The 23827-nt window shown below is 62.9% G+C and carries 21 protein-coding genes; 9 read left to right on the top strand and 12 right to left on the bottom strand.

The annotated features are described in order from the left end of the window. Positions 1-24: 24 nt before the first annotated feature. The 7 genes from V1288_RS13095 to pcaF form a co-directional block, all read right to left on the bottom strand. The gene (locus V1288_RS13095) at positions 25-1161 is read right to left on the bottom strand and encodes an ABC transporter substrate-binding protein (protein WP_334357427.1); all 1137 of its coding nucleotides are present in this window, start codon (positions 1159-1161) and stop codon (positions 25-27) included. Positions 1162-1294: 133 nt separating this feature from the next. Further along, positions 1295-2185 (bottom strand): shikimate dehydrogenase, encoded by an 891-nt coding sequence (locus V1288_RS13090; protein ID WP_334357426.1) that lies wholly within the window; start codon positions 2183-2185, stop codon positions 1295-1297. A gap of 128 nt (positions 2186-2313) precedes the next feature. Further along, a complete protein-coding gene (locus V1288_RS13085; protein ID WP_334357425.1) occupies positions 2314-3282 on the bottom strand; it encodes a LysR family transcriptional regulator in 969 nt (322 codons plus the stop codon). Between the two features lie 39 nt (positions 3283-3321). Continuing rightward, a complete protein-coding gene (locus V1288_RS13080) occupies positions 3322-4389 on the bottom strand; it encodes a phosphotransferase (protein WP_334357424.1) in 1068 nt (355 codons plus the stop codon). A 160-nt stretch (positions 4390-4549) separates the two neighbouring features. Further along, positions 4550-5155 carry a protocatechuate 3,4-dioxygenase subunit alpha gene (gene pcaG / locus V1288_RS13075; RefSeq protein WP_334357423.1) on the bottom strand — a complete coding sequence of 202 codons (606 nt, stop codon included), beginning with the start codon at positions 5153-5155 and terminating at the stop codon, positions 4550-4552. Then, on the bottom strand, positions 5156-5857 hold the full coding sequence (pcaH, locus tag V1288_RS13070; protein ID WP_334357422.1) for a protocatechuate 3,4-dioxygenase subunit beta: 702 nt from the start codon (positions 5855-5857) through the stop codon (positions 5156-5158). It abuts the gene before it with no gap. Positions 5858-5992: 135 nt separating this feature from the next. Continuing rightward, complete coding sequence (gene pcaF / locus V1288_RS13065) at positions 5993-7201, bottom strand: 3-oxoadipyl-CoA thiolase (protein ID WP_334357421.1); 1209 nt, start codon at positions 7199-7201, stop codon at positions 5993-5995. A 318-nt stretch (positions 7202-7519) separates the two neighbouring features. Here pcaF and mutS point away from each other — a divergent pair, with 318 nt between their 5' ends. After that, on the top strand, positions 7520-10255 hold the full coding sequence (gene mutS, locus V1288_RS13060) for a DNA mismatch repair protein MutS (protein WP_334357420.1): 2736 nt from the start codon (positions 7520-7522) through the stop codon (positions 10253-10255). A gap of 26 nt (positions 10256-10281) precedes the next feature. Here mutS and V1288_RS13055 read toward each other — a convergent pair whose 3' ends face one another. Next, entirely contained in the window at positions 10282-11076 is a 795-nt protein-coding gene (locus V1288_RS13055; protein WP_334357419.1) for a hypothetical protein, read from the bottom strand. Positions 11077-11209: 133 nt separating this feature from the next. After that, positions 11210-11719 (bottom strand): OsmC family protein, encoded by a 510-nt coding sequence (locus V1288_RS13050; RefSeq protein ID WP_334357418.1) that lies wholly within the window; start codon positions 11717-11719, stop codon positions 11210-11212. A 208-nt stretch (positions 11720-11927) separates the two neighbouring features. Between V1288_RS13050 and V1288_RS13045 the strand changes: the two genes are divergently transcribed. After that, positions 11928-14723 carry a [protein-PII] uridylyltransferase gene (locus tag V1288_RS13045; protein WP_334357417.1) on the top strand — a complete coding sequence of 932 codons (2796 nt, stop codon included), beginning with the start codon at positions 11928-11930 and terminating at the stop codon, positions 14721-14723. A 299-nt stretch (positions 14724-15022) separates the two neighbouring features. Here the strand turns inward: V1288_RS13045 and V1288_RS13040 are convergent, their stop codons facing one another. Beyond that, on the bottom strand, positions 15023-15328 hold the full coding sequence (locus V1288_RS13040; protein WP_334357416.1) for a hypothetical protein: 306 nt from the start codon (positions 15326-15328) through the stop codon (positions 15023-15025). Positions 15329-15600: 272 nt separating this feature from the next. On the opposite strand from V1288_RS13040, the gene V1288_RS13035 reads away from it, so the two are divergent. The 4 genes from V1288_RS13035 to V1288_RS13020 all read left to right on the top strand — a co-directional run bounded on the left by V1288_RS13035 (position 15601) and on the right by V1288_RS13020 (position 19088). Beyond that, positions 15601-17382: a PAS domain-containing sensor histidine kinase gene (locus V1288_RS13035; RefSeq protein ID WP_442893945.1), complete on the top strand. Its 1782-nt coding sequence runs from the start codon at positions 15601-15603 to the stop codon at positions 17380-17382. Beyond that, on the top strand, positions 17379-18050 hold the full coding sequence (locus V1288_RS13030; RefSeq protein WP_334357415.1) for a response regulator transcription factor: 672 nt from the start codon (positions 17379-17381) through the stop codon (positions 18048-18050). Before V1288_RS13035 ends, V1288_RS13030 begins: the two co-directional genes overlap by 4 nt. Positions 18051-18174: 124 nt before the next feature. After that, complete coding sequence (locus V1288_RS13025; protein ID WP_334357414.1) at positions 18175-18564, top strand: response regulator transcription factor; 390 nt, start codon at positions 18175-18177, stop codon at positions 18562-18564. A 338-nt stretch (positions 18565-18902) separates the two neighbouring features. After that, entirely contained in the window at positions 18903-19088 is a 186-nt protein-coding gene (locus V1288_RS13020) for a hypothetical protein (RefSeq protein ID WP_334357413.1), read from the top strand. Between the two features lie 150 nt (positions 19089-19238). Here V1288_RS13020 and V1288_RS13015 read toward each other — a convergent pair whose 3' ends face one another. Beyond that, a complete protein-coding gene (locus V1288_RS13015; protein WP_334357412.1) occupies positions 19239-19850 on the bottom strand; it encodes a methylated-DNA--[protein]-cysteine S-methyltransferase in 612 nt (203 codons plus the stop codon). Positions 19851-19946: 96 nt separating this feature from the next. Between V1288_RS13015 and V1288_RS13010 the strand changes: the two genes are divergently transcribed. From V1288_RS13010 to V1288_RS13000, 3 genes are all read left to right on the top strand, one after another. Next, entirely contained in the window at positions 19947-20309 is a 363-nt protein-coding gene (locus V1288_RS13010; protein WP_334357411.1) for a DUF1304 domain-containing protein, read from the top strand. Between the two features lie 129 nt (positions 20310-20438). Then, on the top strand, positions 20439-21665 hold the full coding sequence (locus tag V1288_RS13005) for an ABC transporter substrate-binding protein (RefSeq protein WP_334357410.1): 1227 nt from the start codon (positions 20439-20441) through the stop codon (positions 21663-21665). Between the two features lie 293 nt (positions 21666-21958). Then, on the top strand, positions 21959-23185 hold the full coding sequence (locus tag V1288_RS13000; RefSeq protein WP_334357409.1) for an ABC transporter substrate-binding protein: 1227 nt from the start codon (positions 21959-21961) through the stop codon (positions 23183-23185). A gap of 157 nt (positions 23186-23342) precedes the next feature. Here V1288_RS13000 and V1288_RS12995 read toward each other — a convergent pair whose 3' ends face one another. Continuing rightward, entirely contained in the window at positions 23343-23768 is a 426-nt protein-coding gene (locus tag V1288_RS12995; protein WP_334357408.1) for a DUF1330 domain-containing protein, read from the bottom strand. Positions 23769-23827: the final 59 nt, after the last annotated feature.

Raw genomic sequence — 23827 nt, 5'->3', positions numbered from 1 at the left:
TTCAAGCGCACGCCCCGTCGCGGCTCAGTTCAGTTTCGGCAGCACCTGCTTGACGACCTGCTTGCCTTCGACGATCTCGACCAGGAATCCCTGGCGATCGATGTCGCCCTTCTCATCGAAGGTCACATCCATCAGGATGCCGGGCTCGCTCGCGGCCTTGATGGTGAGACCGTGCAGGTTGTCGGCGAACGCCTTGGAATCGACCTTGCCCATCTTCTCGGTGGTGGCCTTGATCATGTAGATCGCGAGATAGCCCTTCAGCCCGTTATGATCAGGGACGTAATTGTACTTTTTGACGAACTTCTCCCTGAATGCCTTGACCAGATCGACCGGTGCATCGGTGGTAAGACCGACATGGCCGCGCGCGCCGTTGGCGGCATCGCCGGCGAGTTCGACCACTTTCTGGCCGACCAGCGTTGTCTCGCCCATCAGGGGGACGGTGATCGCCTGGCGCTTCAGCTCCTTGAGCATCCGCGCGCTCTCTTCCTCGTTGACATAGACAAACACCGCATCGGGCGCCGCGGCCTTGATCTTGCTGACGTCGGCGGCGAAATCGGCTTGACCCGCTTCCGTGGAAATGTCCGCGGCAACCTTGATGTTGTACTTGGCGAATTCCTTGGTGATGACGTCGCGGCCGCCCTTGCCGAAGTCGTTGTTGACCCAGACGATCGCGACCGATTTCGCCTTCAGCTCGTCGTTGATGTATTTGGCGACCTTCGGCATCGAGGATTGCTGGCCGAACGAGGTGCGGAACAGCAACTTGTTGCCGCCCTGTGTCAGTTCGGCGGCTTCGCCGCCCATGATCTGGGTGATACCGGCTTCGGCGGCGAGCGGCGAAGTAACCTTGACGGATCCGGAGTAGCCGGGCCCGAGCAGCACATAAGGTTCGTTGTCGAGCGCCTTCTGCACCTGCGCGCGTGCGACGCCGGGATTCGATTGCGAATCCGCATGCGTGACTTCCAGCTTGCGGCCGAGCAACCCACCCTTGGCGTTGATCTCCTCGATCGCAAGGTCGATGCCGTTTTTCCAGTTGTTGCCGACGGTAGCGCCGCCGCCGGACAGTTCGGCGACATTGGCGAGCTTGATCGGCGCCCCTTGCGCGAATGCGGCGGCGGCTGACACGGTGGCAAGCAGGAGTCCTGCAAAAATTCCAGATCTCATTTCCATCCCCTCTTCGCGTTACAATAAGCGGCCTTGTGACCGGCCGTGTTCTTGGAGTGAGCATGATCTCCGCGCAAACGCGTGCCGCGTTTGTCGCGAGGGAAAACCGGTACCCACTTTTCCGGATCATGCTCTAAGCTGCGTTCACTTTAGCGTAGCGCCTGGCCATCACGGCGTCGAATGCATTTCCCATCTCGACAGCCGATGGCTTCAGTCCCGTGAACAGTTCGAATGCGTCCGCGGCCTGATAGATCGCAAGCTCGCGCCCGGTCATGACCTCGGCGCCTTTTGCCTTGGCGGCGTTCAGCAGCGGCGTCCACAGCGGTGTATAGACCGCGTCGGCCACCCATATGTCCCGATGCAGCAAGGCATCCGGCACAGGGGTGCCGCGGTTCGGCAACATGCCGACCGGCGAGCCGTTGACGACCCCGGTGGCGCCGCGCATCGCGTCCTCGACGCTGTCGGCGGGCCTTGCTTCGCCATGGCTCTTGAGCTGCGTGGCGAGCTGCTCAGCTTTGGCGCGATCGGTATCGAAGATCCTGATCTCGCTCACGCCGGTCGCCGCCAGCGCAAAGGCGATCGCCTTGCCGACGCCGCCTGCGCCGATCACGGCGACGCGGCTCTGCGCGGGATCACGGCCAAGCTCGGTGATCGCCCGGGCAAACCCTGTTGTGTCGGTATTGTATCCAATCAGCCGGCCATCCCGGACCACGACCGTGTTGACCGCGCCGATCGCGCGCGCGCCTGGGGACATCTCATCGAGCAGGGACACCACCGCTTCCTTGTACGGAAAGGTGACGTTGACGCCCGCAAATCCAAGACGGCGCGCGCCGTCGAGCAGCAGCCGCAATTCCTCGCGGCCGGCGCCCGCGACTTCGATGAGCTGATAATGGCAATGTGCGCCGAGTGCCTCGGCCGCCCGCTCATGCATCGCCGGCGACGCCGAATGCGCGATCGGCGCGCCGATCAGGCCGGTGAGAAAGCGGCGATCGGCTGGAGCAAGCGGTCGGGCGGCAGGGCTCATGATCTCGTCATCGGGCGCAATGCGCGTTAACGGCAGCGGTCGGTTCGGGGCACGCCCGATCCGCCCAGACGATAGCGCTTTGCCGACCTAACACAATTACCCATTTATGCCAGATAGATAACATCATGTTATTTCCTGCGGGCTTCCTTGCGGGATGTTGCTTCCCTGCGGGGCTTGGCATCGGGCTTACGCGGCGCAGCCTTTCCCGGTCCCACCGCCCGCATTTCCGAGCGCAGACATTCGATGAAATGCTCGATGTGAAGCGATAGCGGCGCGCCGCGCTTCACCGCAATGTAAGTGTCAAACCTGGTCGGCTCGACGATCCCCAGCAATTCGACGCCGGGATAGCCGCCATCGGCGACGGTGAACTGGTCGATCACGGCAATGCCGAGGCCGGCCTTGACCAGCGCGCACACGGTGGTGCCGAACCGCGCGCGGATGGTGATGTCGTAGTCGAGTTTGTTGCGCGCAAATATCTCGGCCATGATCCGCCCATAGGGATCATTCGGATCGATGCCGATCAGGGGATAGCGGATGATCTCGGCGGCCGAGACCTGCTTGCATCCGGCAAGCTCATGTCCTGCCGGCACGATGCAGAACAATTCGCCCGACGCCAGCGGCAGGAAGTCGAGGCCGGGATGATCGAGCCGGTAGCTCATGGCGACGCAATCGCCACGGCCCAGCAGCAGATAATCGACCGCCTCCTCGATCTTGAGGATGTTGATGTCGATCCGCAGTTCCGGATAGCGCCGCCGCACCCGCTCGATCGCGCGCGGCACCATGACCTGCGAGATGCTGGGCACCGAGCCGATACGCAGTTCGGACAGATCGCCGCGCCCGATCTTGGAGATGATCTCGGAAAGATCATCCATCTTCTCGTAGACGCCGTTGATCTGCTCGAAGATGTTGCGAGCTTCCGCCGTCGGGAAATAGCGCCCGTTCTGGCGCTGGAAGAAGCGGACGCCCAGCGACTTCTCGGTGTATTTCACCAGCCGGCTGATGCCCGGCGCCGATACGTTCAGAAGCCGCGCCGCGCCGCCGATCGTGCCGGTCACCATCACGGCGCGGATCACCTCGACCTGGCGAAGCGTCATCATGTGCGAGGTCTTGCCCTGTCGCGTGAATTGTTCATGCCATCAGTCGAGCAGTTCTCGACAGCCGAGATCGTTGACCGCGAGAAAAATCCGCTCAAGATTATTCCACCAGACCCCACCGCCGATCCCAGCCATCGCTTGCTTCACCGGGCGCGTGATCAGCCAGAGCACCGACAACCGATAGTCATCGCTCAGCGACTGGAGATCATAACCGGTCACGCCGTAAGCCGATAGCGCTACGTGGTAGCGGGTCAACATGGTTTGCTCGATCCGCCTTCGGCGATCGGGATACCAAAGCATCGCCATCATATAAGCGAGGTCGTCGGTCGCCGTATTGATGCTCCAACCTTCCCAATCCAGCAGCCTCGGGTTATCGCTTCCAACCGCCTGGGGCAGGAAGAAATTCCATGGATGGGCGTCACCATGGATGATGGTAAGGTTGCGCCGCACATGGTAGCGCGCCAGCAACTCAGGCCCGCGATCCAGCAATCTCTCGTAAAGATTCCGCCGCTCGGCTGGTATCATCTCTCCGTACCGGTCGGTGAACCGCGCGAACTGAACGCCGAAATCTCGCAAAATCCTGTCCCAGCCATCGGCGTCGTACCAGCTCCCGACCGAGACACCGAGACGTCGATCATCCCACCACGCGGCATGGATACGCGCGAGAGCCTCCACGATCTGCTCCGATTGCTTTGTCGTGGGTGGCAGGGGCCACGCGGTTGCGACGAAATGCGAATCCGTCAGGTCTTCCAGCAGGAGATGCCACGCACTGGTATCCGTCGCCTCGACGGCCTCAAAACAGCGCGGCACCAATCGTTCCGGCAATGCCGGGGCAACGTCGCGGTAGAATGAAATCTCGCGACCGTTCGTGTATGTTGAACGACCCGCATCATCGAGATGACCCATCTTGACAATGACGGAGTTCGGGGCGTCTCCGGCCTGACCTTCATAGTTCAAACGCAGGCGGAATGTATGTGAACGCAACTTCCTGATCGGAGGTGTCATCATCTCGACGCTGCAAACCCGCGCCGGACCCAGAACGCCGGACTTACGAAGCGCGTCGGTAAGACGTTCGGCATTGGCCGGCGGCGGCAAGGAGTCAGGTGTCATTGACAACCCACAATGAGGCAGCGCAACGCGCCACACCCTCGATGTCATACGCGGGCTTGACCCGCGTATCCATCGTTTCTTCGCATGAAGCCTCTCGAAGGTGGATGGATGGCCGGGTCAAGCCCGGCCATGACAGGGCAAAACGCTGCAACGTCGAGGCTTACACGTCGAAAAATACCGTCTCTTTGTCGCCCTGCAGATGGATGTCGAAGCGGTAGACCGCATTGCCGCTGCCCGGCTGGCGGGTCGCGATCAGCGTCGAGCGGCGGTCGGCCGGCACCAGCGCCAGCACGGGATCGGCGGCATTGGCGGCCTCGCCTTCGAAATAGATCCGCGAATAATTGTGCAAGAGCATGCCGCGCGCGAACACGGCGAGCACAATGTGCGGCGCCTGCGGCTTGCCGTCGGGATCGGGCACGGAGCCCGGCTTGATGGTGTCGAAGGCGTAACCACCCTTCGCATCGGTGCCGACGCGGCCGAATCCCTTGAAGGTGGAATTCGGCAACGCCCGCTTGTCCTGCGGATCACTGAACCTGCCCTGCGCGTCCGCCTGCCAGATCTCCAGCATGCAATCCGGCACGACCGCGCCGTCGCCATCGAACACCTGTCCTTCGATGCGAATGCGCTCGCCCGATGCATCAGGCGTGGCGAGGTTGTTGCTGAAGGCGTCGTTCCAGTCGTACCTGCCGTTCGAGGTCAGGCCGTAGGCGAAATACGGACCGACGGTCTGCGACGGGGTAACGCCGTCGGGCTTGGTCTGTTGCACTTATCTGTTCTCCATCGGCGTAGCGTTGCGCCCGCGCAGCACAATGTTGAAGCGGTAGCACAGCGCCCAATCCGGCTTGGTATTCTCCAGATCGAATGCGGAAATCATCCGGTTGCGCGCCTTCTCGTCGGTGACCGAATTGAAGATCGGATCGAACGGGAACAGGGGATCGCCGGGGAAATACATCTGCGTGACGAGACGCGAGACGAACGAGTGGCCGAACACCGAGAAGTGGATGTGGGCCGGCCGCCAGGCGTTGTGGTGATTGCCCCAAGGATAGGCGCCGGGCTTGATCGTGACGAAGCGGTAATAGCCTTGGGCGTCAGATTGCGCGCGGCCGGCGCCGGTGAAATTCGGATCGAGCGGCGCGGGATGCTGGTCGACGACATGCACGTAACGGCCGCAGGCATTGGCCTGCCACAACTCGACCAGCGTGTTCGGCACGCCGCGGCCGTCTTCGTCGAGCACATGGCCGTGCACGATGATGCGCTCGCCGATCGGCTCGCCCTTGCCCTGAACGGTGAGGTCGTGATCGTTCGCGCGCACCGTCTCGTGGCCGTAGACCGGTCCGGTCAATTCCGACAGCGTATGCCGCATTGGAATCAGCGGCTTGGAGGGCGAGCGCTTGACCGTGCTCTTGTAGGCGGGAGACAGCCGCGGCGGATGCGCCGCGAGACTTTGCACTGGATAGACCAATGTCATGACGAATTCCTCCCTCGCATCGCGCTCGCAGCACAAAATTACTTTGCAATTTTGTCGCTGAGCCGCGCCGCCGGATCATTATATGACATAACTAATTTGGGAAAGGGCGATTTTTTGTCCTCCCAAATCATTGTCTTAATTGACCTTTTCGATCGCGACCGCAACGCCTTGGCCGACGCCGACGCACATGGTTGCCAAGGCAAGCTTCCCGCCCCGCTTCTCCATGCCGTGCACCGCCGTCAGCGCTAGCCGCGCGCCGCTCATCCCGAGCGGATGGCCGAGCGCGATCGCGCCGCCATGCGGGTTGACGAAGTCGGCATCGTCCTTGACGCCCAGTTGCCGCAAACAGGCTATGCCCTGTGAGGCGAAGGCTTCATTAAGCTCGATCAAATCGAAATCAGAGATCTTGATGCCGAGCCGCTCCATCAGTTTCCTGGTCGCCGGCACCGGGCCGATGCCCATGATGCGCGGCGGCACTGCGGCCGAGGCTAACCCCAGGATGCGCGCCCGCGGCGTCAGCCCGTGCTTCTTCACGGCGGCTTCCGACGCCAGGATCATCGCGGCCGCGCCGTCATTGACGCCGGATGCATTGCCCGCCGTCACCGTGCCGGGATTGCGCACGATCGACTTCAATTTCGTCAGTCCCTCCAGCGTGGTCTCGGGACGCGGGTGCTCATCCTTGTCGACGATGACAGGTCCCGCCTTGCCGCCCGGCACCGACACCGGCGTGATCTCCTCGGCGAAATAGCCTGATGCAATCGCGGCGCCTGCGCGCTGCTGCGAGCGGATCGCCATCGCATCCTGGTCGGCGCGCGACACCTGGAATTCCTCGGCGACGTTCTCGCCGGTTTCCGGCATCGCATCGACGCCGTACTGCGCCTTCATCAAGGGATTGATGAAGCGCCAGCCGATCGTGGTGTCGTAAATCTCTGCCGAGCGCGCGAACGCTTCCGGCGCCTTGCCCATCACGAACGGCGCGCGGGTCATTGATTCGACGCCGCCGGCAATCGCAAAATCGATCTCGCCGGCGCGGATCGCCCGGCCCGCGGCGCCGACCGCATCGAGGCCCGACGCGCAGAGGCGATTCAGCGTCTGGCCGGGAACCGATTCCGGCATGCCCGCCAGCAACAGCGCCATCCGCGCCACGTTGCGGTTGTCCTCGCCGGCCTGGTTGGCGCAGCCGAAAAACACCTCATCCACCTGCGACCAGTCGAGATTGGGGTGCTTCGCCATCAGCGCCTTGATCGGGGTTGCGGCCAGATCGTCGGCGCGCACCTTGGCGAGCGAGCCGCCGAAGCGGCCGATCGGGGTCCGGACGGCATCGCAAATGAACACATCACGCATTGAATCTCTCCCTGAATGCCGGCCTTTAGGCGTCGAGCCCCGCGGAACTGATGGCGAGTTTTAGGAGCGTGCCCGCGGCAGGTCAATTGAGGCATCGTTCCCGGGTGGTGCTTTCGCGGGAGGTCCGTCATGCCCTCAACGCTGGCGTGATACGTGGAAAACTCTGACAACGGGGGGATGGGAATAGGACCGCGCGGTGAAATTTTGTAGTTTGCCGCCCCTGGAGCCTTGGCCCTAGAACCTTGGCCGGCTCCAGCTTCTCGTTTGGACGCGTTTTCTTCACGCGAACCGGTACCCACTTCACTTGAAAACGCTCTGATGACGATCCAGCAATCCATCCCCGCCCCTGCGCCGCCCGAGACTGCGCCCGCCGCTGACGCAAATTCGCGCGTCACCCCGATGATGGAACAATATTTGGAGATCAAGGCCACCCATCCCGGGCTCTTGCTGTTCTACCGGATGGGCGATTTTTATGAGCTGTTCTTCGAGGACGCCGAAATCGCCTCCAAAACGCTCGGCATCGTGCTGACCAAGCGCGGCAAGCACCAGGGCATGGACATCCCGATGTGCGGCGTGCCGGTGGAGCGCTCCGAGGACTATCTGCATCGCCTGATCAATGCCGGCCACCGCGTCGCGGTGTGCGAGCAGACCGAGAATCCCGCCGCGGCACGCGCCCGCGGCAACAAGAGCGTGGTGGCCCGCGGCGTGGTGCGGCTGGTGACGCCGGGCACGCTGACCGAGGACACGCTACTCGACGCGCGGACCAACAATTATTTGCTGGCGATCGCGCGCGCCCGCGCCTCGTCCGGCGGCGACCGCATCGGGCTCGCCTGGATCGACATCTCCACGTCCGAATTCATGGTCACGGAATGCTCGACCGTGGAACTGGCGGCGACGCTGGCGCGGATCAATCCGAACGAGGCCATCATCACCGACGCGCTCTATGGCGATGCCGAGCTCGGCCCGCTGCTGCGCGAATTGCCGTCGGTAACGCCGCTCACCCGCGACGTCTTCGACGGCGCCACCGCGGAACGCCGACTATGCGACTATTTCGCGGTCGCGACCATGGACGGTCTCTCCGCGATGTCGCGGCTGGAAGCAACCGCGGCGGCCGCTGCCGTCACCTATATCGACCGCACGCAGGTCGGAAAGCGTCCGCCGCTATCGCCGCCCTCGCGCGAAGCGGCCGGCACCACGATGGCGATCGACCCTGCCACCCGCGCCAACCTCGAACTGACCCGCACGCTGGCCGGCGAGCGGCGTGGATCGCTGCTCGATGCGATCGACTGCACAGTCACCGCCGCCGGCTCGCGGCTATTGGCGCAACGCCTCGCCGCGCCGCTCACAGATAGCGCGGGAATCGCACGGCGGCTGGATGCGATTGCCACTTTTGTCGCCGATAGCGCGGCGCGCGACGATGTCAGGACCACGCTGCGCGCGGCGCCCGACATGTCGCGCGCCCTGGCGCGGCTGTCGGTCGGACGCGGCGGGCCGCGCGACCTTGCGGGCCTGCGCGACGGCATCCTTGCCGCCGACCAGGCACTGGCGCGGCTCGCGCAGCTCGAAGCGCCGCCATCTGAAATCATTGCGGTGATGGAGGCACTGCGCCGCCCCTCGCGCGATCTCGCCCGCGAGTTCGAGCGTGCGCTCGCCGAGCAACTGCCGCTGATCAAGCGCGACGGCGGCTTCATCCGCGAAGGCTACGAGCCCGCCCTCGACGAGAGCCGCAACCTGCGCGACGCTTCTCGCCTTGTCGTCGCCGCGATGCAGGCGCGCTACGCCGACGTGACCTCCATCAAGGCGCTCAAGATCCGCCACAACAACGTGCTCGGTTATTTTGTCGAGGTGACGGCGCAGCACGGCGACAAGCTGATGGCGCCGCCGTTGAATGCGACCTTCATCCATCGCCAGACGCTGGCGGGGCAGGTTCGCTTCACCACGTCCGAGCTCGGCGAGATCGAAGCCAAGATCGCGAATGCCGGCGACCGCGCGCTCAATCTGGAGCTGGAAATCTTCGAGCGGCTCTGCGCCATGGCGCTCGCGGCCAGCGACGATCTCCGCGCCGCTGCGCATGCGTTTGCATTGCTCGACGTCGCGACCGCGCTGGCGAAGCTCGCGGTCGACGACAACTACGTGCGGCCCGAGGTCAATACCTCGCTCGGCTTCGCCGTCGAGGGCGGCCGGCACCCCGTGGTTGAACAGGCGCTGAAGCGCGACGGCCAGCCGTTCATTGCGAACGCCTGCGATCTCTCGCCGGGGCCTGCGCAAAAATCCGGCCAGATCTGGCTGATCACCGGCCCGAACATGGCGGGTAAATCGACCTTCCTGCGGCAGAACGCGCTGATCGCGCTGATGGCGCAGATCGGCTCCTACGTGCCGGCGTCGAGGGCGCGGATCGGCGTCGTCGATCGCCTGTTCTCACGCGTCGGCGCGGCGGATGATCTCGCCCGCGGCCGCTCCACCTTTATGGTCGAGATGGTCGAGACCGCCGTCATTTTGAATCAAGCCAGTGAACGCTCGCTGGTGATCCTGGATGAAATCGGCCGCGGGACTGCGACCTTCGACGGCCTGTCGATCGCCTGGGCCGCGATCGAGCATCTCCATGAAGCCAACCGCTGCCGCGCGCTGTTCGCCACGCATTACCACGAGCTGACCGCGCTCTCGGCCAAGCTGCCGCGGATGTTCAACGCCACCGTGCGCGTCAAGGAATGGCAGGGCGACGTCGTATTCCTGCACGAGGTGCTGCCGGGTTCGGCCGACCGCTCCTACGGCATCCAGGTCGCGAAACTCGCAGGCCTGCCGCCGGCGGTGATCACGCGCGCCAAGTCGGTGCTGGCCAAGCTCGAAGCGCAGGACCGCGGCCAGACCGCGCGCGCGCTCGCCGATGATCTGCCGCTGTTCGCCGTCCCTTCCCGTGCCGCTGCCGAACCCGTAGCCCCGAGCGAAGCCGAGCAGATGATGGAAGCCGTGAAGGCGCTGCATCCCGACGAGATGTCGCCGCGCGAGGCGCTGGAGGCGCTGTATGCGCTGAAGGCGAAATTGCCGAAGCGGTGACGCACTCGTAGATGGGGTAACGGGCATCAAAGCGCCGCCTTCCTCCGCCCGATCCACCACAGGCTCAGATTCCAACCGATACACGTTGCCAGAGCCAGGCTCAGCCCGATCGCCGAGCCGAACTGCAGCGCGGCGACGTGCAGCACCGCGATCGCAATGCCTAACCCGATTAGGCCCCAGGCGCTGTTGGCGAGCACGGCGGCGGTCGGCGGGCCGCCGATACGCGGGTGCAGGATCAGCATCATGCTGGTGAATACCGCCGGGAACAGCGCGATCATGCCGCTCACCTTGGGACCGACCCAGCTCGATGTCGTGACCACTGTTGCCACCAGTGTCGCGACCAGCGATGCCCGTAACGGGATGTCGTACCAGCGTCGCCGGATCGGCGGCATTTTGGCGTGGCGATAGCGGGCGAGCAGCGGCACGCAGATGGCGTAAGCGATGACATTGGCAATCAGCCCGCCGATTAGCGACCATTGCACCGAGCGGATGACCGTGGCGAGCACGAGCCATACGGCGACGGCCGCGAGGCAACTGAGCAGCGCGCCGTGGCGCTGCGCCAGCACGACATAGGTCAAGCCGAGGAGGATCGTCGCGGCGTTGATCGGCAAGCTCGCCAGCGCGCCCTCGGCGATGAAGGCCGCGTCATGATCGAGCGCGAGGAACACATAGGACGGCCCCGCCGAGATCGGCAGCGTGGCGATCAGCGCACCGATTACGGGTCCGGATCGTTCGGTGACGATCGAGGCCGTCACCACGAACGCCGCGGTGACCGCCATGCGCAGGGCGAGCGTGAGGATGAAGGCGAGTTCGGGGGACATTTTTCTGTCGTCCCTGTGAACGCAGGGACCCATACGCCGCGGCTTATCGATTTTAGGGATTCGGGGTTGGCCCTTCCCGCACCCATGAACTTCGGTGGCTATGGGCCCCTGCTTTCGCAGGGGCGACACCGAGCTACACCCGCTTCATCGACACCGAGATTTTCGGGCCGTTCCTGATGGTCTGATAGACCACGCAATAGCGTTCGGTGAGCTTTAACAGCAGGTCGAGCTTGTCCTGCGGCGCGTCGGTGCCGATCTCGAAGCGCAGGCGGATCTCCTCGAAGCCGACCGGGGCTTCCTTGTCGACGCCGAGCGTGCCGCGAAAATCGAGATCGCCTTCGGCGATGACGTTGCCGCTTTTGAGCGGCACTTCGATGGCGGTGGCGACCGATTTCAGCGTGACGCCGGCGCAGGCGACGAGGGCTTCCAGCAGCATGTCGCCGGAGCAGAGTTCGAGGCCGGAGCCGCCGGTAGCGGGGTGGAGGCCGGCTACCGCCAGCGCGCGGCCGGTCTCGACCTTGCAGGCGATGCCTTCATTGTCGATCGAGCCCTTGGCTTTGAGGGTGATGACCGCGGCCGAAGGATCGGACTTGTAACGTTCCTTGATCGGCGCCTGCATCGCGCGAAGTTCGGCGGCGTCCATTTTGTTCTCCCGACTTTTGTTTGTGCATCGGATATAATGGGCTATCGACGCGCTGTCATCACAGTCTCCGCGCCGTCCGCATGAAACATCGGAAATCCACGCTTTTCCAACAGGTTATGGCTGGCATTCGCACGCACGGCGGCATAGCTTTGATTTGATCGTACAATCGCCCGTGACAGCCCCTGCGCCGTCCGATATCGGGGAGATCATGGACAGCATCGTGATTGAGGCCCCTTCGGGGGAGGATGATCGTTTCGATACCGTGCGGATCACCGCGGCGGTCGATGCGCTGGCCGAAAAACATGCCGGACGCGAGGATGTGTTTCGCTCGGCGCTGGCGCAACTCCTGAAGGCCGAGATGGTCGCGGCGCGCGCCACCGCGCAGGCCATCCTGCTGAAGGATCGCCACGGCCGCCGCTGCGCGGAGCGGCTTTGCTTCATGCAGGATGAAATCATCCGCATCCTCTACGCGGCCGCCACCCGGCACCTCTATCGCTCGCACGTGCCCTCCGGAGCCGAGCGCATGGCCGTGGTCGCCACCGGCGGTTACGGCCGCGGGCTGATGGCGCCGGAATCCGATATCGATCTGTTGTTCATCCTGCCCTACAAGCAGACCGCCTGGGGCGAACAGGTCGCGGAAGCGATTCTCTATTGCCTGTGGGACATGGGATTGAAGGTCGGCCATGCCACGCGCTCGGTCGACGAATGCATCCGCCAGGCGCGCGGCGACATGACGATCCGCACCGCGATCCTGGAGACGCGCTTCTTGACCGGCGACCAGCCGCTCTACGACGAACTTGTCGCCCGGTTCGACAAGAACGTGGTGCAGGGCACCGCTTCCGAATTCGTCACCGCCAAACTCGCCGAGCGCGAAGAACGCCACCGCCGCGCCGGGCAATCGCGCTATCTGGTCGAGCCCAACGTCAAGGACGGCAAGGGCGGACTGCGCGACCTGCATACCCTGTTCTGGATCGCCAAATACGTCTACCGCGTGCGTGAGACCGGCGAACTGGTCGAGCGCGGCGTGTTCGACGCGCAGGAATACCGCACCTTCCGCCGCTGCGCCGATTTCCTGTGGTCGGTGCGCTGCAATCTGCATTTCGTCTCGGGGCGCGCCGAAGAGCGCCTGTCGTTCGACATGCAGCGCGAGATCGCAGTCAGGCTCGGCTACACCTCGCATCCCGGCATGCAGGATGTCGAACGCTTCATGAAGCACTACTTCCTGGTCGCCAAGGACGTCGGCGATCTGACCGCGATCCTGTGCGCCAAGCTGGAGGAAGAGCAGGCCAAGCCCGCGCCGGTGCTGAGCCGCATGGTGGCGCGGCTGCGGCCGGGCACCAAGCGGCGGCGGGTGCCCGACAGCGACGACTTCATCATCGACAACAACCGCATCAATCTCGCCGCGCCCGACGTCTTCAAGCACGACCCGGTCAATCTGATCCGGATCTTCCATCTGGCGCAGAAGAACAACCTCGCCTTTCACCCCGACGCGATGCGAACGGTGACGCGCTCGCTGAAGCTGGTGAACGCCCAGCTTCGCGAAAATCCGGAAACCAACCGGCTGTTCATGGAGATCCTGACGTCCGATAACGCCGAGATCGTGCTGCGGCGCATGAACGAGACCGGCGTGCTCGGCCACTTCATCCGCGCCTTCGGCAAGATCGTGTCGATGATGCAGTTCAACATGTACCACCATTATACGGTGGACGAGCATCTGATCCGCTGTATCGGCTTCCTGCAGGACATCGAGCGCGGCGGCAATGACGAGTTCACGGTCGCCAGCGACCTGTTCCGCAAGATCCAGCCCGAGCATCGCGCGGTGATCTACATCGCGACCCTGCTGCACGACGTCGCCAAGGGCCGCCTCGAGGATCACTCGATCGCCGGCGCCAAGGTGGCGCGGCGGCTGTGCCCGCGGCTCGGCTTCAACACTGCTGATACCGAGCTGGTGGCATGGCTGATCGAAGAGCATCTGACGATGTCGACGGTGGCGCAGTCGCGCGACCTCTCCGACCGCAAGACGATCGAGAATTTCGCCGCCGTCGTGCAATCGGTCGAGCAGATGAAGCTGTTGACCATCCTGACCACCGCCGACATCCGGGGCGTCGGCCCCGGCGTGTGGAACGGCTGGAAGGCGCAGTTGCTGCGCACGCTGTATTATGAAACCGAACCGGTGCTGACCGGCGGCTTCTCGGAAGTCAACCGCGCGCAGCGCATCGCGGTCGCGCAATCCGAATTCCGCGCCGCCTTCACCGAATGGCCGGAACAGGAGCTCAACGCCTACATCGGGCGGCATTATCCCGCCTACTGGCTCAAGGTCGACCTGCAACGCAAGATCCGCCAGGCGCGTTTCATCCGCGCCAGCGAACAGGCCGGCCACCAACTCGCGATCAATGTCGGTTTCGACGAGGCGCGCGGCGTCACCGAACTGACGATACTGGCGACCGACCATCCGTGGCTGCTGTCGATCATCGCAGGCGCCTGCGCATCGGCCGGCGCCAACATCGTCGACGCGCAGATCTACACCACGACCGATGGCCGCGCGCTCGATACCATCGCGATCTCGAGGGAATACGACCGCGACGAGGACGAGGGACGGCGCGCGACCCGCATCGGCGAGATGATCGAGCAGGTGCTCGAAGGCAAATTGCGGCTGCCCGAAGTGGTGGCCCGCAAGGCGGCCAACCGCGGCAAGGTGCGCGCCTTCGTGGTCGAGCCTGAGGTCACCATCAACAACCAGTGGTCGGACCGCTACACCGTGATCGAGGTCTCCGGCCTCGATCGCCCCGGCCTGTTGTATCAACTGACCACCGCGATCTCGAAGCTCAACCTCAACATTGCCTCCGCCCATGTCGCGACCTTCGGTGAGCGCGCCCGCGACGTGTTCTATGTGACGGACCTGCTCGGCGCCCAGATCAACGCACCGACCCGGCAGGCCGCGATCAAGAGCGCGCTGATTCATCTGCTCGCCAGCGAGGACAACGTCGCGCAGCCGGCGGCGTAGGACGGTCCTTGCCGTCATTGCGCGCCACTCGTCATTCCCCGGTGCGCAATTGCGCACCTGAGGATGCGCCCTTGGGCGCAGGCCCGGAAAATCCATTGCACCACGGCGGCTCGATGGATTCTCTGATGTGCAATCGCACATCATAGCTCGCACTTCGCGAGCCCGGAATGACGACGGAGTGTGCCTCCGCCATCTCGCGGCGCGTTGCGCCCGAGGTTTGCTGGATAACTTCCCGCCCTCATTGTCAGGGGGCGCAGGGAAGACCGGGTGCTTGCTGCACCCGCGGTCTCGCGTGCGATCTAGCCGGTCTGTTTGGGACCAGCCCAACCCTGGAGCTCGATAGCTGTCAGGCCCGCGGCGACGAAGGCCAGATAGTTTGCCTGGGAAACCAGGATGCCCAGATCGAACAGATCAAGCATGGCTTCCCAAAGCTTCTCTCCCGGCGCGGCGATTGCTCGCTTGTCTCCGTCGATAACGGATAGCCGGAAGCCGCGTCCGCGTCTCCGATGCATTGCTTCGGGCTCGACGTCATCGGAGCAACAGATCAGGTGCAGGCGTGCTTTCGACATCTCAACCTCCGGATCGTGCGGTTCGATGATCGCCATCGGGGTACCCCGACCAGCTTAGTCATTGAGATGGGACCGGCCATTGAACGGAGGTTGATCGAAACATTACCTCTGGTTGGGAGGATCATACCCAGGTTTAGGGTCGCTGCCCGGCCCGCCGCGCGACCCGAGACGGCCGCCCGGCGACCGAGTGTCGCTGACGGGGCCTCCATTTTGTCCTCCGGACAACGAAAAGCTGCTAACATCCAATCCGTTAGGAGTGCGGCGTTGCGGGCCGCTGATGATCTCGGTCACCTAGCGGCGCGGCGAGCTTGGCTCGGTATGTAGTCCTGCCGATGATGCGTAACCAGACGATGAGTTCCTGGCGCTCGGCCGAACAGTGGGTGCTCGGCGGCATGGTGCTGGCGTTGGCGACGTCCGCCTGCATCTGGCTTGTCCTCGGCCCCGCACCGACGGCTCCCGCCTATCTGGTTGCCGTCGCACTCCTCTTCGCCGCGCTGGTTGCCTCACTGATCATGATGCGCCTGGTGGGCAGCACCCGCAGGCAGACGGAAGCCGTGCTCCACGGCCGAGCGAAGGCCGAGCAACACGCAATCGAGGCGCTGCGAAACAGCGAGGCGCAATGGAAGGAAGTGTTTGAGCACAACCCGGTCATGTACTTCATGGTCGATGCGACTGGGACTGTGCTTTCCGTGAACACATTCGGCGCGGCACAACTTGGCTACTCCGTCAACGAATTGCTCGGACAATCCGTGCTGAAAGTCTTTCCTGCCGATGAGCGACGCACAGCCCAGAACAATGTTGCCGTATGCCTCGCAAACATCGGCCAAACCCACAGTTGGGAGATCTGCAAGGTTCGCAAGGACGGTTCAGCGCTTTGGGTCCGCGAGAACGCCAAAGCGGTGCGGCGGCTGGACGATCAATTGATCGTCCTGATCGCCTGCGAGGACATCACCGAGCGCAAGCATGCCGAAAATGCGCTGCGGCAGAGCGAAATGTATCTGGCGGAAGCCCAGCGATTGAGCCGCACCGGCAGCTTTGGCTGGCGCGTCGCCAGCGGCGAGATTGTCTGGTCGGAAGAAACCTTCAGAATCTTCGAGTTTGAGCGGGCCCCCATCGTCAAGCACGACACGGTCATGCAACGTGTCCATCCGGATGATCGCGCGCGCGTACAACGGACCATCGACCGTGCCTCCCGCGACGCCAAGGATTTCCAGCACGGATATCGACTGCTGATGCCCGACGGCTCGGTCAAGCATGTCCATGCCACGGCGCGTGCTGTGACGGATGCATCCGGCGGCATCGCATTTGTCGGCGCGGTGACGGATGTCACTGCCCGCAAGCGAGCCGAGACGGAACTGCATGAAGCGCAGGCGAACCTTGCCCATGTCGCACGCGTGACCGCCCTCGGCGAACTGGCCGGATCGATCGCCCATGAAGTGAACCAGCCGCTCGCCGCCATCGTCACCAACGCCGCGGCGTGCCTGCGATGGCTCGACCGCGAACCTGCCAATTTGAACGAGGCGCGCAGCACGGTGCAGTCGATTGTCAAGGACGGCAATCGGGCGGGAGAAGTCATCCTCCGCATCCGCGCGCTCGTGAACAAGACCGCCGGCGAGAAAGAGCCACTCTACATCAACGACGTCGTCAACGAGATCATCGGCCTCGTGCAGCATGAGCTATCCATCCACCGGGTGGCGCTGCAACTGGAGCTAGCGCCTGCCCTTCCTCCGGTCCTTGCCGATCGGGTCCAGCTACAGCAGGTCGTCCTCAACCTGGTCATCAACGGCATCGAAGCGATGCAGCCGGTCACGGACCGGCCGCGGGAACTGGTAATCAGAACCTGCCAGGATGAACCCGACCGCGTTCTGGTCATGGTGAGGGACAGCGGTGTCGGCGTCGCCCCCGAGAACGCCGACCGGCTGTTCGACGCCTTCTTCACCACCAAATCCGGCGGCATGGGCATGGGCCTGTCGATTTGCCGCTCGATCGTCGAGTCCCACGGGGGACGGCTGTCAGCCTCCGACAATATCGGGCCCGGCGCGACGTTTCAGTTCACCTTGCCATTGCATCAAAAGGACAATGTACCGTGACCGGGCGCCCGACACTGCCTCACACAACCGCAGGCGCCGAAGAACCGGTCGTCTTCGTCATCGACGACGACGCATCGGTGCGTGAAGCCCTGAGCAGCCTTTTCCGATCCGTAGGCTTGCGTGTCGAGGTGTTCGGTTCGGCGCACGAGTTTCTGCGCGGCAAGCTGCCGAATGTCCCAAGCTGCCTGATCCTCGACATCAGGCTGCCCCGGCTGAGCGGCCTCGATTTTCAGGCCGAGCTGGCGAAGGCCGACATCCACATTCCGATCATCTTCATGACGGGTCACGGCGATATCCCGATGACGGTCAGGGCGATGAAGGCCGGAGCCGTCGACTTCCTGACCAAGCCATTCCGCGATCAGGACATGCTGGATGCCGTAACCTCGGCCATCGAACGCGACCGGAGCAGCCGCGACGAAGCAAAGGTTGTTTCAAACGTGCATGCGCTGTTCGCGACTCTGACACCCCGGGAGCGGCAGGTGATGGCACTCGTCACGGCCGGGCTCATGAACAAGCAGATCGCAGCCGAAATCGGGGTCGCCGAGATCACCGTGAAGATACATCGCGGGCACATCATGAGGAAAATGGCCGCGAAATCGCTGCCCGATCTGGTGAGGATGGCCCAGGTGCTCGGAATCAGCCCCTCCACCGGCGGGCCGCAAACCTAAGAGCAAATCCCAAACCTAAGCGCAAACCTAAGTATGATTCTCCACACCTGATTCGCAACGCACTCTGCCGGGACGCGACAGCATAGCGAGGGACACCCTCCGGTCGTCTTCAGGAAGGACTTCCTTGTCCAACCCGCCGGTCATATCAATCATCGACGACGACGGGTCGGTTCGTGCCGCAACCTGCAACCTCGTGAGGTCGCTCGGCTACGTCGTCCATGCATTTGCGTCAGCCGAAGAGTTCCTGCGATCGCCCGGTCTTGACGACACGTCGTGCGTCATAACGGATGTCCGAATGCCCACCATGAGCGGGCTTGAACTGCAGGCCCATTTGCTTGCCAACGGTCGCCGCTTTCCGTTCATCTTCGTTACGGCTTTTTCCGTCGAGAGCGATCGCGCGCGGGCCCTGAAGGCGGGGGCAACCTGCTTCCTGATCAAGCCGTTTGACGGAGAAGCCCTGATCACGTGCCTCGAAGCTGCGCTGGCGCGAAACGGCGAGACACTGATCAAATGAGCCGATCCGCTGCCCGCGCGGGCGGGTTATACGCAAGGATGATTTCGCCAAACATCTAGACAAGTTGAAGAAAAACGGCGACGCGGCGAGACTTCGCACCGTCGTCCTTCGAGGCGCGAAGGCGCAGGCATCACACATTTTAATTGGCAAGTGGCAATTCCCCGGGAGGAGGTCGCCATGCGTACAGAACCGCGTTGCTCGGAGTGTGACAGCGAATATCCGAAAATCATCTCTCTGCGAAATCCTGCGCGCGAACGCTACTGCGGACGGCTTTGTTTTCACAAAGGTCAGGACGACTTTATCCGCTGGATGCGGCGGGCGAATGCGGAGGTCGCGTCATGACAAACTGCTGCAGCAATCCAGATTGCAAGCGTCCCTTTGGGCTGGTCCGGCGTAGCTGGTACTTCGAACAGTTCTGCTCGGCGAGGTGCCGCGAAATCTACAAGCGCCAACTGGAGCGCAACCGGACCTACTGGAAGTGGCTCTACCAGGCGCCGGAGCAGGCCGTCCGAAGCGAGCGTTGACGCAGCCAGCGCCTGCGAGGAGCTATCATGGCGACCGTAAATGCGATGATGATAGGAGCGATACTCGCGTGGGGGCCTTTGCTGCTTGTATTCATCTATATCCTGCGAGACCTGCGAAGCGCCCCGCGCGACCCCGATCAACGCTAACAGCTAGATCTCCACGCCCTCGTGCTGGAGCAGCCAGCGCTTGCGCTCCAGCCCGCCGCCGTATTTGACCAGCGAGCCGTTGGCGCCGATCAGGCGGTGGCACGGCACGACCACGCTGATCGGATTCGAGCCGTTGGCGTGGCCGACGGCGCGGACGGCGCGCGGCATCTTCAGCTTCGCGGCGAGCGCGCCGTAGCTCAGCGTCGTCCCCGCCGGAATCCGGGGCAGCGCGTTCCAGACCTTCTGCTGGAACGGCGTGCCGGCAACGCGCCATTCGATGGCGGCGAGGCGGTCGAGGTCGCCCTTGAAATAGCCGGTCAATGCGGCGCGCAGCTCGCGCGGCGCCCGCGCGTCCTTCAAATCCACCGCGCCATAATGCAGGCGCAGCAACTGCTTCATGCGCAGCTCATAATCCTCCCAGTCCAGCGCGCGGAGCAAGCCGTCCGCATCGGTGACCAAAAGCGCCGTCCCGATGGGCGTTGGCAGGCGGTCGAGGTTGAAGCTTTCCAGAACCTTTTCCGTTCCGATGGAATCGGAACGGGTCGCTGGATTTTTGATTTGGCGCGTTTTCTTGATACGAACCGGACTCCACTTCACTGGAAAACGCTCTGTCATCGTCATTCCCTGAAAAATATCGGCACGCGATCGCATTTTTCACACGTGCCGTGCTAGCGTCCACCCGAATTCCGCAGCCGGTTGGGGGACCGCGACATGATCTTCATCGCCAATTTTCTGGTCGCGGTGGTTGCCGCGCTGCATGTGTTCTTTCTGGTACTGGAGATGTTTCTCTGGACCAAGCCGCTGGGCCTGAAGATCTTCCGCAACGGAATCGAGAAGGCAAGGGATTCTGCGGTGCTGGCTGCCAACCAGGGCCTGTATAACGGCTTCCTGGCCGCGGGCCTTGTCTGGAGCCTGTTCCACCCCAATCCAGGCTTCGCCTTCCAGATCAAGATGTTCTTTCTGCTCTGCGTGATCGTGGCGGGCGCCTATGGCGCGGCGACGGTCAGCCGCCGGATCCTCTATGTGCAGGCGGGGCCCGCAGCGCTCGCCCTGATCGTGCTCTGGCTGGCTTGAGAGGCTCAGCTTCCGTCCCTGCCTTGCGTTGCCAAATCCGTTCCGCCAAACTCCCTGATAACGATGACGGCTGGCCATCCGAACCGATGACCGGACACGATCATCGGTCAACACGACGGAGGCAGCGACATGAGAAGTGGCATTCTTCATCTGCTTGCAGGCGCGGCGGTTGCGATCGCGCTATCGGCGACATCCGCAAGCGCGCAGAAGAAGTACGATACCGGCGCCAGCGATACCGAAATCAAGATCGGCCAGACGGTTCCGTTCTCGGGCCCGGCCTCCGCCTATGCCGGCATCGGCAAGACCCAGGCCGCCTATTTCAGGATGATCAACGAGCAGGGCGGCGTCAACGGGCGCAAGCTCAATTTGATCCAGTATGACGACGCCTACTCGCCGCCGAAAGCCGTCGAACAGGTGCGCAAGCTGGTCGAGAGCGACGAGGTTCTGTTCACCTTCCAGATCATCGGCACGCCATCGAACGCCGCCGTCCAGAAATACCTCAACGCCAAAAAAGTGCCGCAGCTCCTCGCCGCGACCGGCGCGTCGAAATTCACCGATCCCAAGAACTTTCCCTGGACGATGGGCTACAATCCCAACTACCAGTCCGAGGGGCGCATCTACGCAAAATACATCCTGCAAAATCACCCCAACGCCAAGATCGGCATTCTCTACCAGAACGACGATCTCGGCCGCGACTACATCACCGGCCTGAAGGAAGGCCTGGGTGGCAAAGCCGCCACCATGATCATCGCCGAAGCCTCCTATGAACTGACCGATCCGACCATCGACTCGCAGATCGTCAGGCTGAAAGCGGCCGGCGCCGACCTGCTCTACGACGCCTCGACGCCGAAATTTGCAGCCCAAGCGATCAAGAAGGTTGCCGACCTCGGCTGGAAGCCGGTCCACATCCTCGACATCAACGCGAGCCCGGTGTCGGCGACACTGAAGCCCGCTGGCCTCGACATTTCCAAGGACATCATCTCGACCAACTACGGCAAGGATCCGGGCGATCCGCAGTGGAAGGACGATGCCGGCATCAAGGCCTATTTCGCCTTCATGGACAAATATTACCCGGAAGGCGACAAGCTCAACACCGTCAACACCTATGGCTATGCGACCGCGGAATTGCTGGTGAAGATCCTGCGGCAATGCGGCGACGATCTCACCCGCGAAAACATCATGAAGCAGGCCGCCAATCTGAAGAACGTCACCGGCAGCCTGTCGCTGCCCGGCATGGTCACCAACACCTCGCCGACCGATTATCGCATCAACAAGCAGATGCAGATGATGAGGTTCAACGGCGAGCGCTGGGAACTGTTCGGCCCGATCATCGAGGATACCGGACCGGCCGGTTAGCATCCCTGTCCTGATTCAAGACAGAAGCCGTCGGCGTCGCCCACGATGCCGACGGCCTTTGTTTTGAGTCCCGTGATGTCCCTGCCCGCGCACCCATGCATCATTTTACGGCTGACGCCAGGTAGTGGATTCTTTTTGGGCAGACGGAACCTGATGTCCGAAACCCGGCTTTTGGATGCCTTGCATTGCAATATGGCTTCCGCCACTATTGTGACAGCGACGACATCCGTGCGGCCGGACCGGCCCGCGGCACGATCAGCGCCAATCATAAAACACACGAGGAATGCAGCATTATGAGGAAGGGTATTTTCCATCTGGCCACCGGCACGGCGCTCGCGCTTGCGCTGTCGGTCTCGACAGCGTCCGCGCAGAAAAAATACGACACCGGCGCGAGCGATACCGAGATCAAGATCGGCCAGACCAATCCATTCTCCGGACCGGCCTCCGCCTATGCCACCATCGGCAAGACCCAAGCCGCCTATATGAAGATGATCAACGATCAGGGCGGCGTGAACGGCCGCAAGATCAACCTGATCCAGTATGACGACGCCTACTCGCCGCCGAAGGCGGTCGAGCAGGTGCGCAAGCTGGTCGAGAGCGACGAAGTGCTGCTCACCTTCCAGCTCCTCGGCACGCCTTCGAACGCGGCTGTTCAGAAATACCTCAACTCGAAGAAGGTGCCGCAGCTTTTCGCCGCGACCGGCGCGTCGAAGTTCACCGACCCAAAGAACTTCCCCTGGACGATGGGCTTCAATCCCAACTACTTCGTCGAAGGGCGCATCTACGGCCAATACATCATCAAGGAATATCCGAACGCCAAGATCGGCGTGCTCTATCAGAACGATGACCTCGGCAAGGATTATCTGAACGGCATCAAGGCCGGCCTCGGCGACAAGGCCGCGAAGATGATCGTGACGGAAGCCTCCTACGAAGTTTCCGATCCGACCATCGATTCGCAGATCCTCAAGATCAAGGACGCCGGCGCGGACCTGTTCTTCTCGGCGACGACGCCCAAGCAGGCGGCGCAGGCCATCAAGAAGATCCACGAGCTCAATTGGAAGCCGGTGCATATCCTCGACATCAACGCCACCTCGGTCGGCGCCGTGATGAAGCCGGCAGGGCTTGAAGCCTCCAAGGGCGTGATCAGCGTCAACTACGGCAAGGATCCGCTCGATCCGACCTGGAAGGACGATCCGGGCATGAAGAAGTATTTCGAGTTCATGGCGAAGTACTATCCCGACGGCGACAAGGATTCGAGCTTCAACTCCTATGCCTACTCGACCTCGCAGTTGATGATTCATGTGCTCCAGAAGTGCGGCGACAACCTCACCCGCGAAAACGTCATGAAGCAGGCGACCAGCCTGAAGGACGTCGTGCTCGATCTGTCGCTGCCGGGCATCCTCGCCAACACGTCGCCGACCGATTATCGCGTCAACAAGCAGTTGCAGATGATGCGGTTCAATGGCGAGCGCTGGGAACTGTTCGGCCCGATCCTCGAGGACGCAGGCCCTGCGGGCTAGCCCCGATAACACAATCGAAACGATCGGCGGAACGAAGCGATCGGCGGCCCCTCGGGGCCGCCGATTTTTTTGCATTCGTCATGCCCGGGCTTCCACGTCTTGACGATATAGCAACAAGAAAGACGTGGATGGCCGGGTCAAGCCCGGCCATGACGATCTAGGCAGGTATCTCCCCAAACGTCTTGCCGACCGGTAGCACCGCGTGCCGGATCAGGCGGGAATCCTCGACGGCGGCCTGGCGGTGCTTCACGGCTTCACGGTAGACGGGATCGCGGATCATCTCGGCGAACGCAGCGACGCTGGGATATTCGGCGATGAAGCAGTGATCCCAGCGCTCGGCTTCGGGCCCGATCAACATCAGTTCGAACCGGCCCTGCCAGACGATCTTGCCGCCCAGCCGCTCGAACACCGGGCCGCTTTCCCTTCCATAGGCCGCATAGGCCTCCGCGCCGGTCGCCTTGCGCCCGTCGGGATAGGCAGCTTGGGCGCGCAACCGGACCAGGTTGAGCATGTGGATGGGCCCCGGCCGGTCGTTGGCCTTGAATTGTGCGAACACTTCCTTGGTCGGATCGATGTGGCCCATGCGGTGTTTCCCTGGGAACGCTGTGGTTTGCTGTCATCCTAATATGGCCCCGCCGCACC

The sequence above is a fragment of the Bradyrhizobium sp. AZCC 2176 genome (genome assembly GCF_036924645.1).
Lineage (GTDB): Bacteria > Pseudomonadota > Alphaproteobacteria > Rhizobiales > Xanthobacteraceae > Bradyrhizobium.
This window is presented reverse-complemented; position numbering and strand designations above follow the sequence as displayed.

Coding starts and splice junctions, on each gene's coding strand:
- V1288_RS13010 (WP_334357411.1), top strand. CDS start 19,947: ATGATCTTCATCGCCAATTTTCTGGTCGCGGTGGTTGCCGCGCTGCAT.
- V1288_RS12995 (WP_334357408.1), bottom strand. CDS start 23,768: ATGGGCCACATCGATCCGACCAAGGAAGTGTTCGCACAATTCAAGGCC.
- V1288_RS13085 (WP_334357425.1), bottom strand. CDS start 3,282: ATGATGACGCTTCGCCAGGTCGAGGTGATCCGCGCCGTGATGGTGACC.
- V1288_RS13055 (WP_334357419.1), bottom strand. CDS start 11,076: ATGTCCCCCGAACTCGCCTTCATCCTCACGCTCGCCCTGCGCATGGCG.
- V1288_RS13005 (WP_334357410.1), top strand. CDS start 20,439: ATGAGAAGTGGCATTCTTCATCTGCTTGCAGGCGCGGCGGTTGCGATC.
- V1288_RS13040 (WP_334357416.1), bottom strand. CDS start 15,328: ATGGCGATCATCGAACCGCACGATCCGGAGGTTGAGATGTCGAAAGCA.
- pcaF (WP_334357421.1), bottom strand. CDS start 7,201: ATGCGTGATGTGTTCATTTGCGATGCCGTCCGGACCCCGATCGGCCGC.
- mutS (WP_334357420.1), top strand. CDS start 7,520: ATGACGATCCAGCAATCCATCCCCGCCCCTGCGCCGCCCGAGACTGCG.
- V1288_RS13050 (WP_334357418.1), bottom strand. CDS start 11,719: ATGGACGCCGCCGAACTTCGCGCGATGCAGGCGCCGATCAAGGAACGT.
- V1288_RS13095 (WP_334357427.1), bottom strand. CDS start 1,161: ATGAGATCTGGAATTTTTGCAGGACTCCTGCTTGCCACCGTGTCAGCC.
- V1288_RS13020 (WP_334357413.1), top strand. CDS start 18,903: ATGACAAACTGCTGCAGCAATCCAGATTGCAAGCGTCCCTTTGGGCTG.
- V1288_RS13090 (WP_334357426.1), bottom strand. CDS start 2,185: ATGAGCCCTGCCGCCCGACCGCTTGCTCCAGCCGATCGCCGCTTTCTC.
- V1288_RS13015 (WP_334357412.1), bottom strand. CDS start 19,850: ATGACAGAGCGTTTTCCAGTGAAGTGGAGTCCGGTTCGTATCAAGAAA.
- V1288_RS13045 (WP_334357417.1), top strand. CDS start 11,928: ATGGACAGCATCGTGATTGAGGCCCCTTCGGGGGAGGATGATCGTTTC.
- V1288_RS13080 (WP_334357424.1), bottom strand. CDS start 4,389: ATGACACCTGACTCCTTGCCGCCGCCGGCCAATGCCGAACGTCTTACC.
- pcaH (WP_334357422.1), bottom strand. CDS start 5,857: ATGACATTGGTCTATCCAGTGCAAAGTCTCGCGGCGCATCCGCCGCGG.
- V1288_RS13000 (WP_334357409.1), top strand. CDS start 21,959: ATGAGGAAGGGTATTTTCCATCTGGCCACCGGCACGGCGCTCGCGCTT.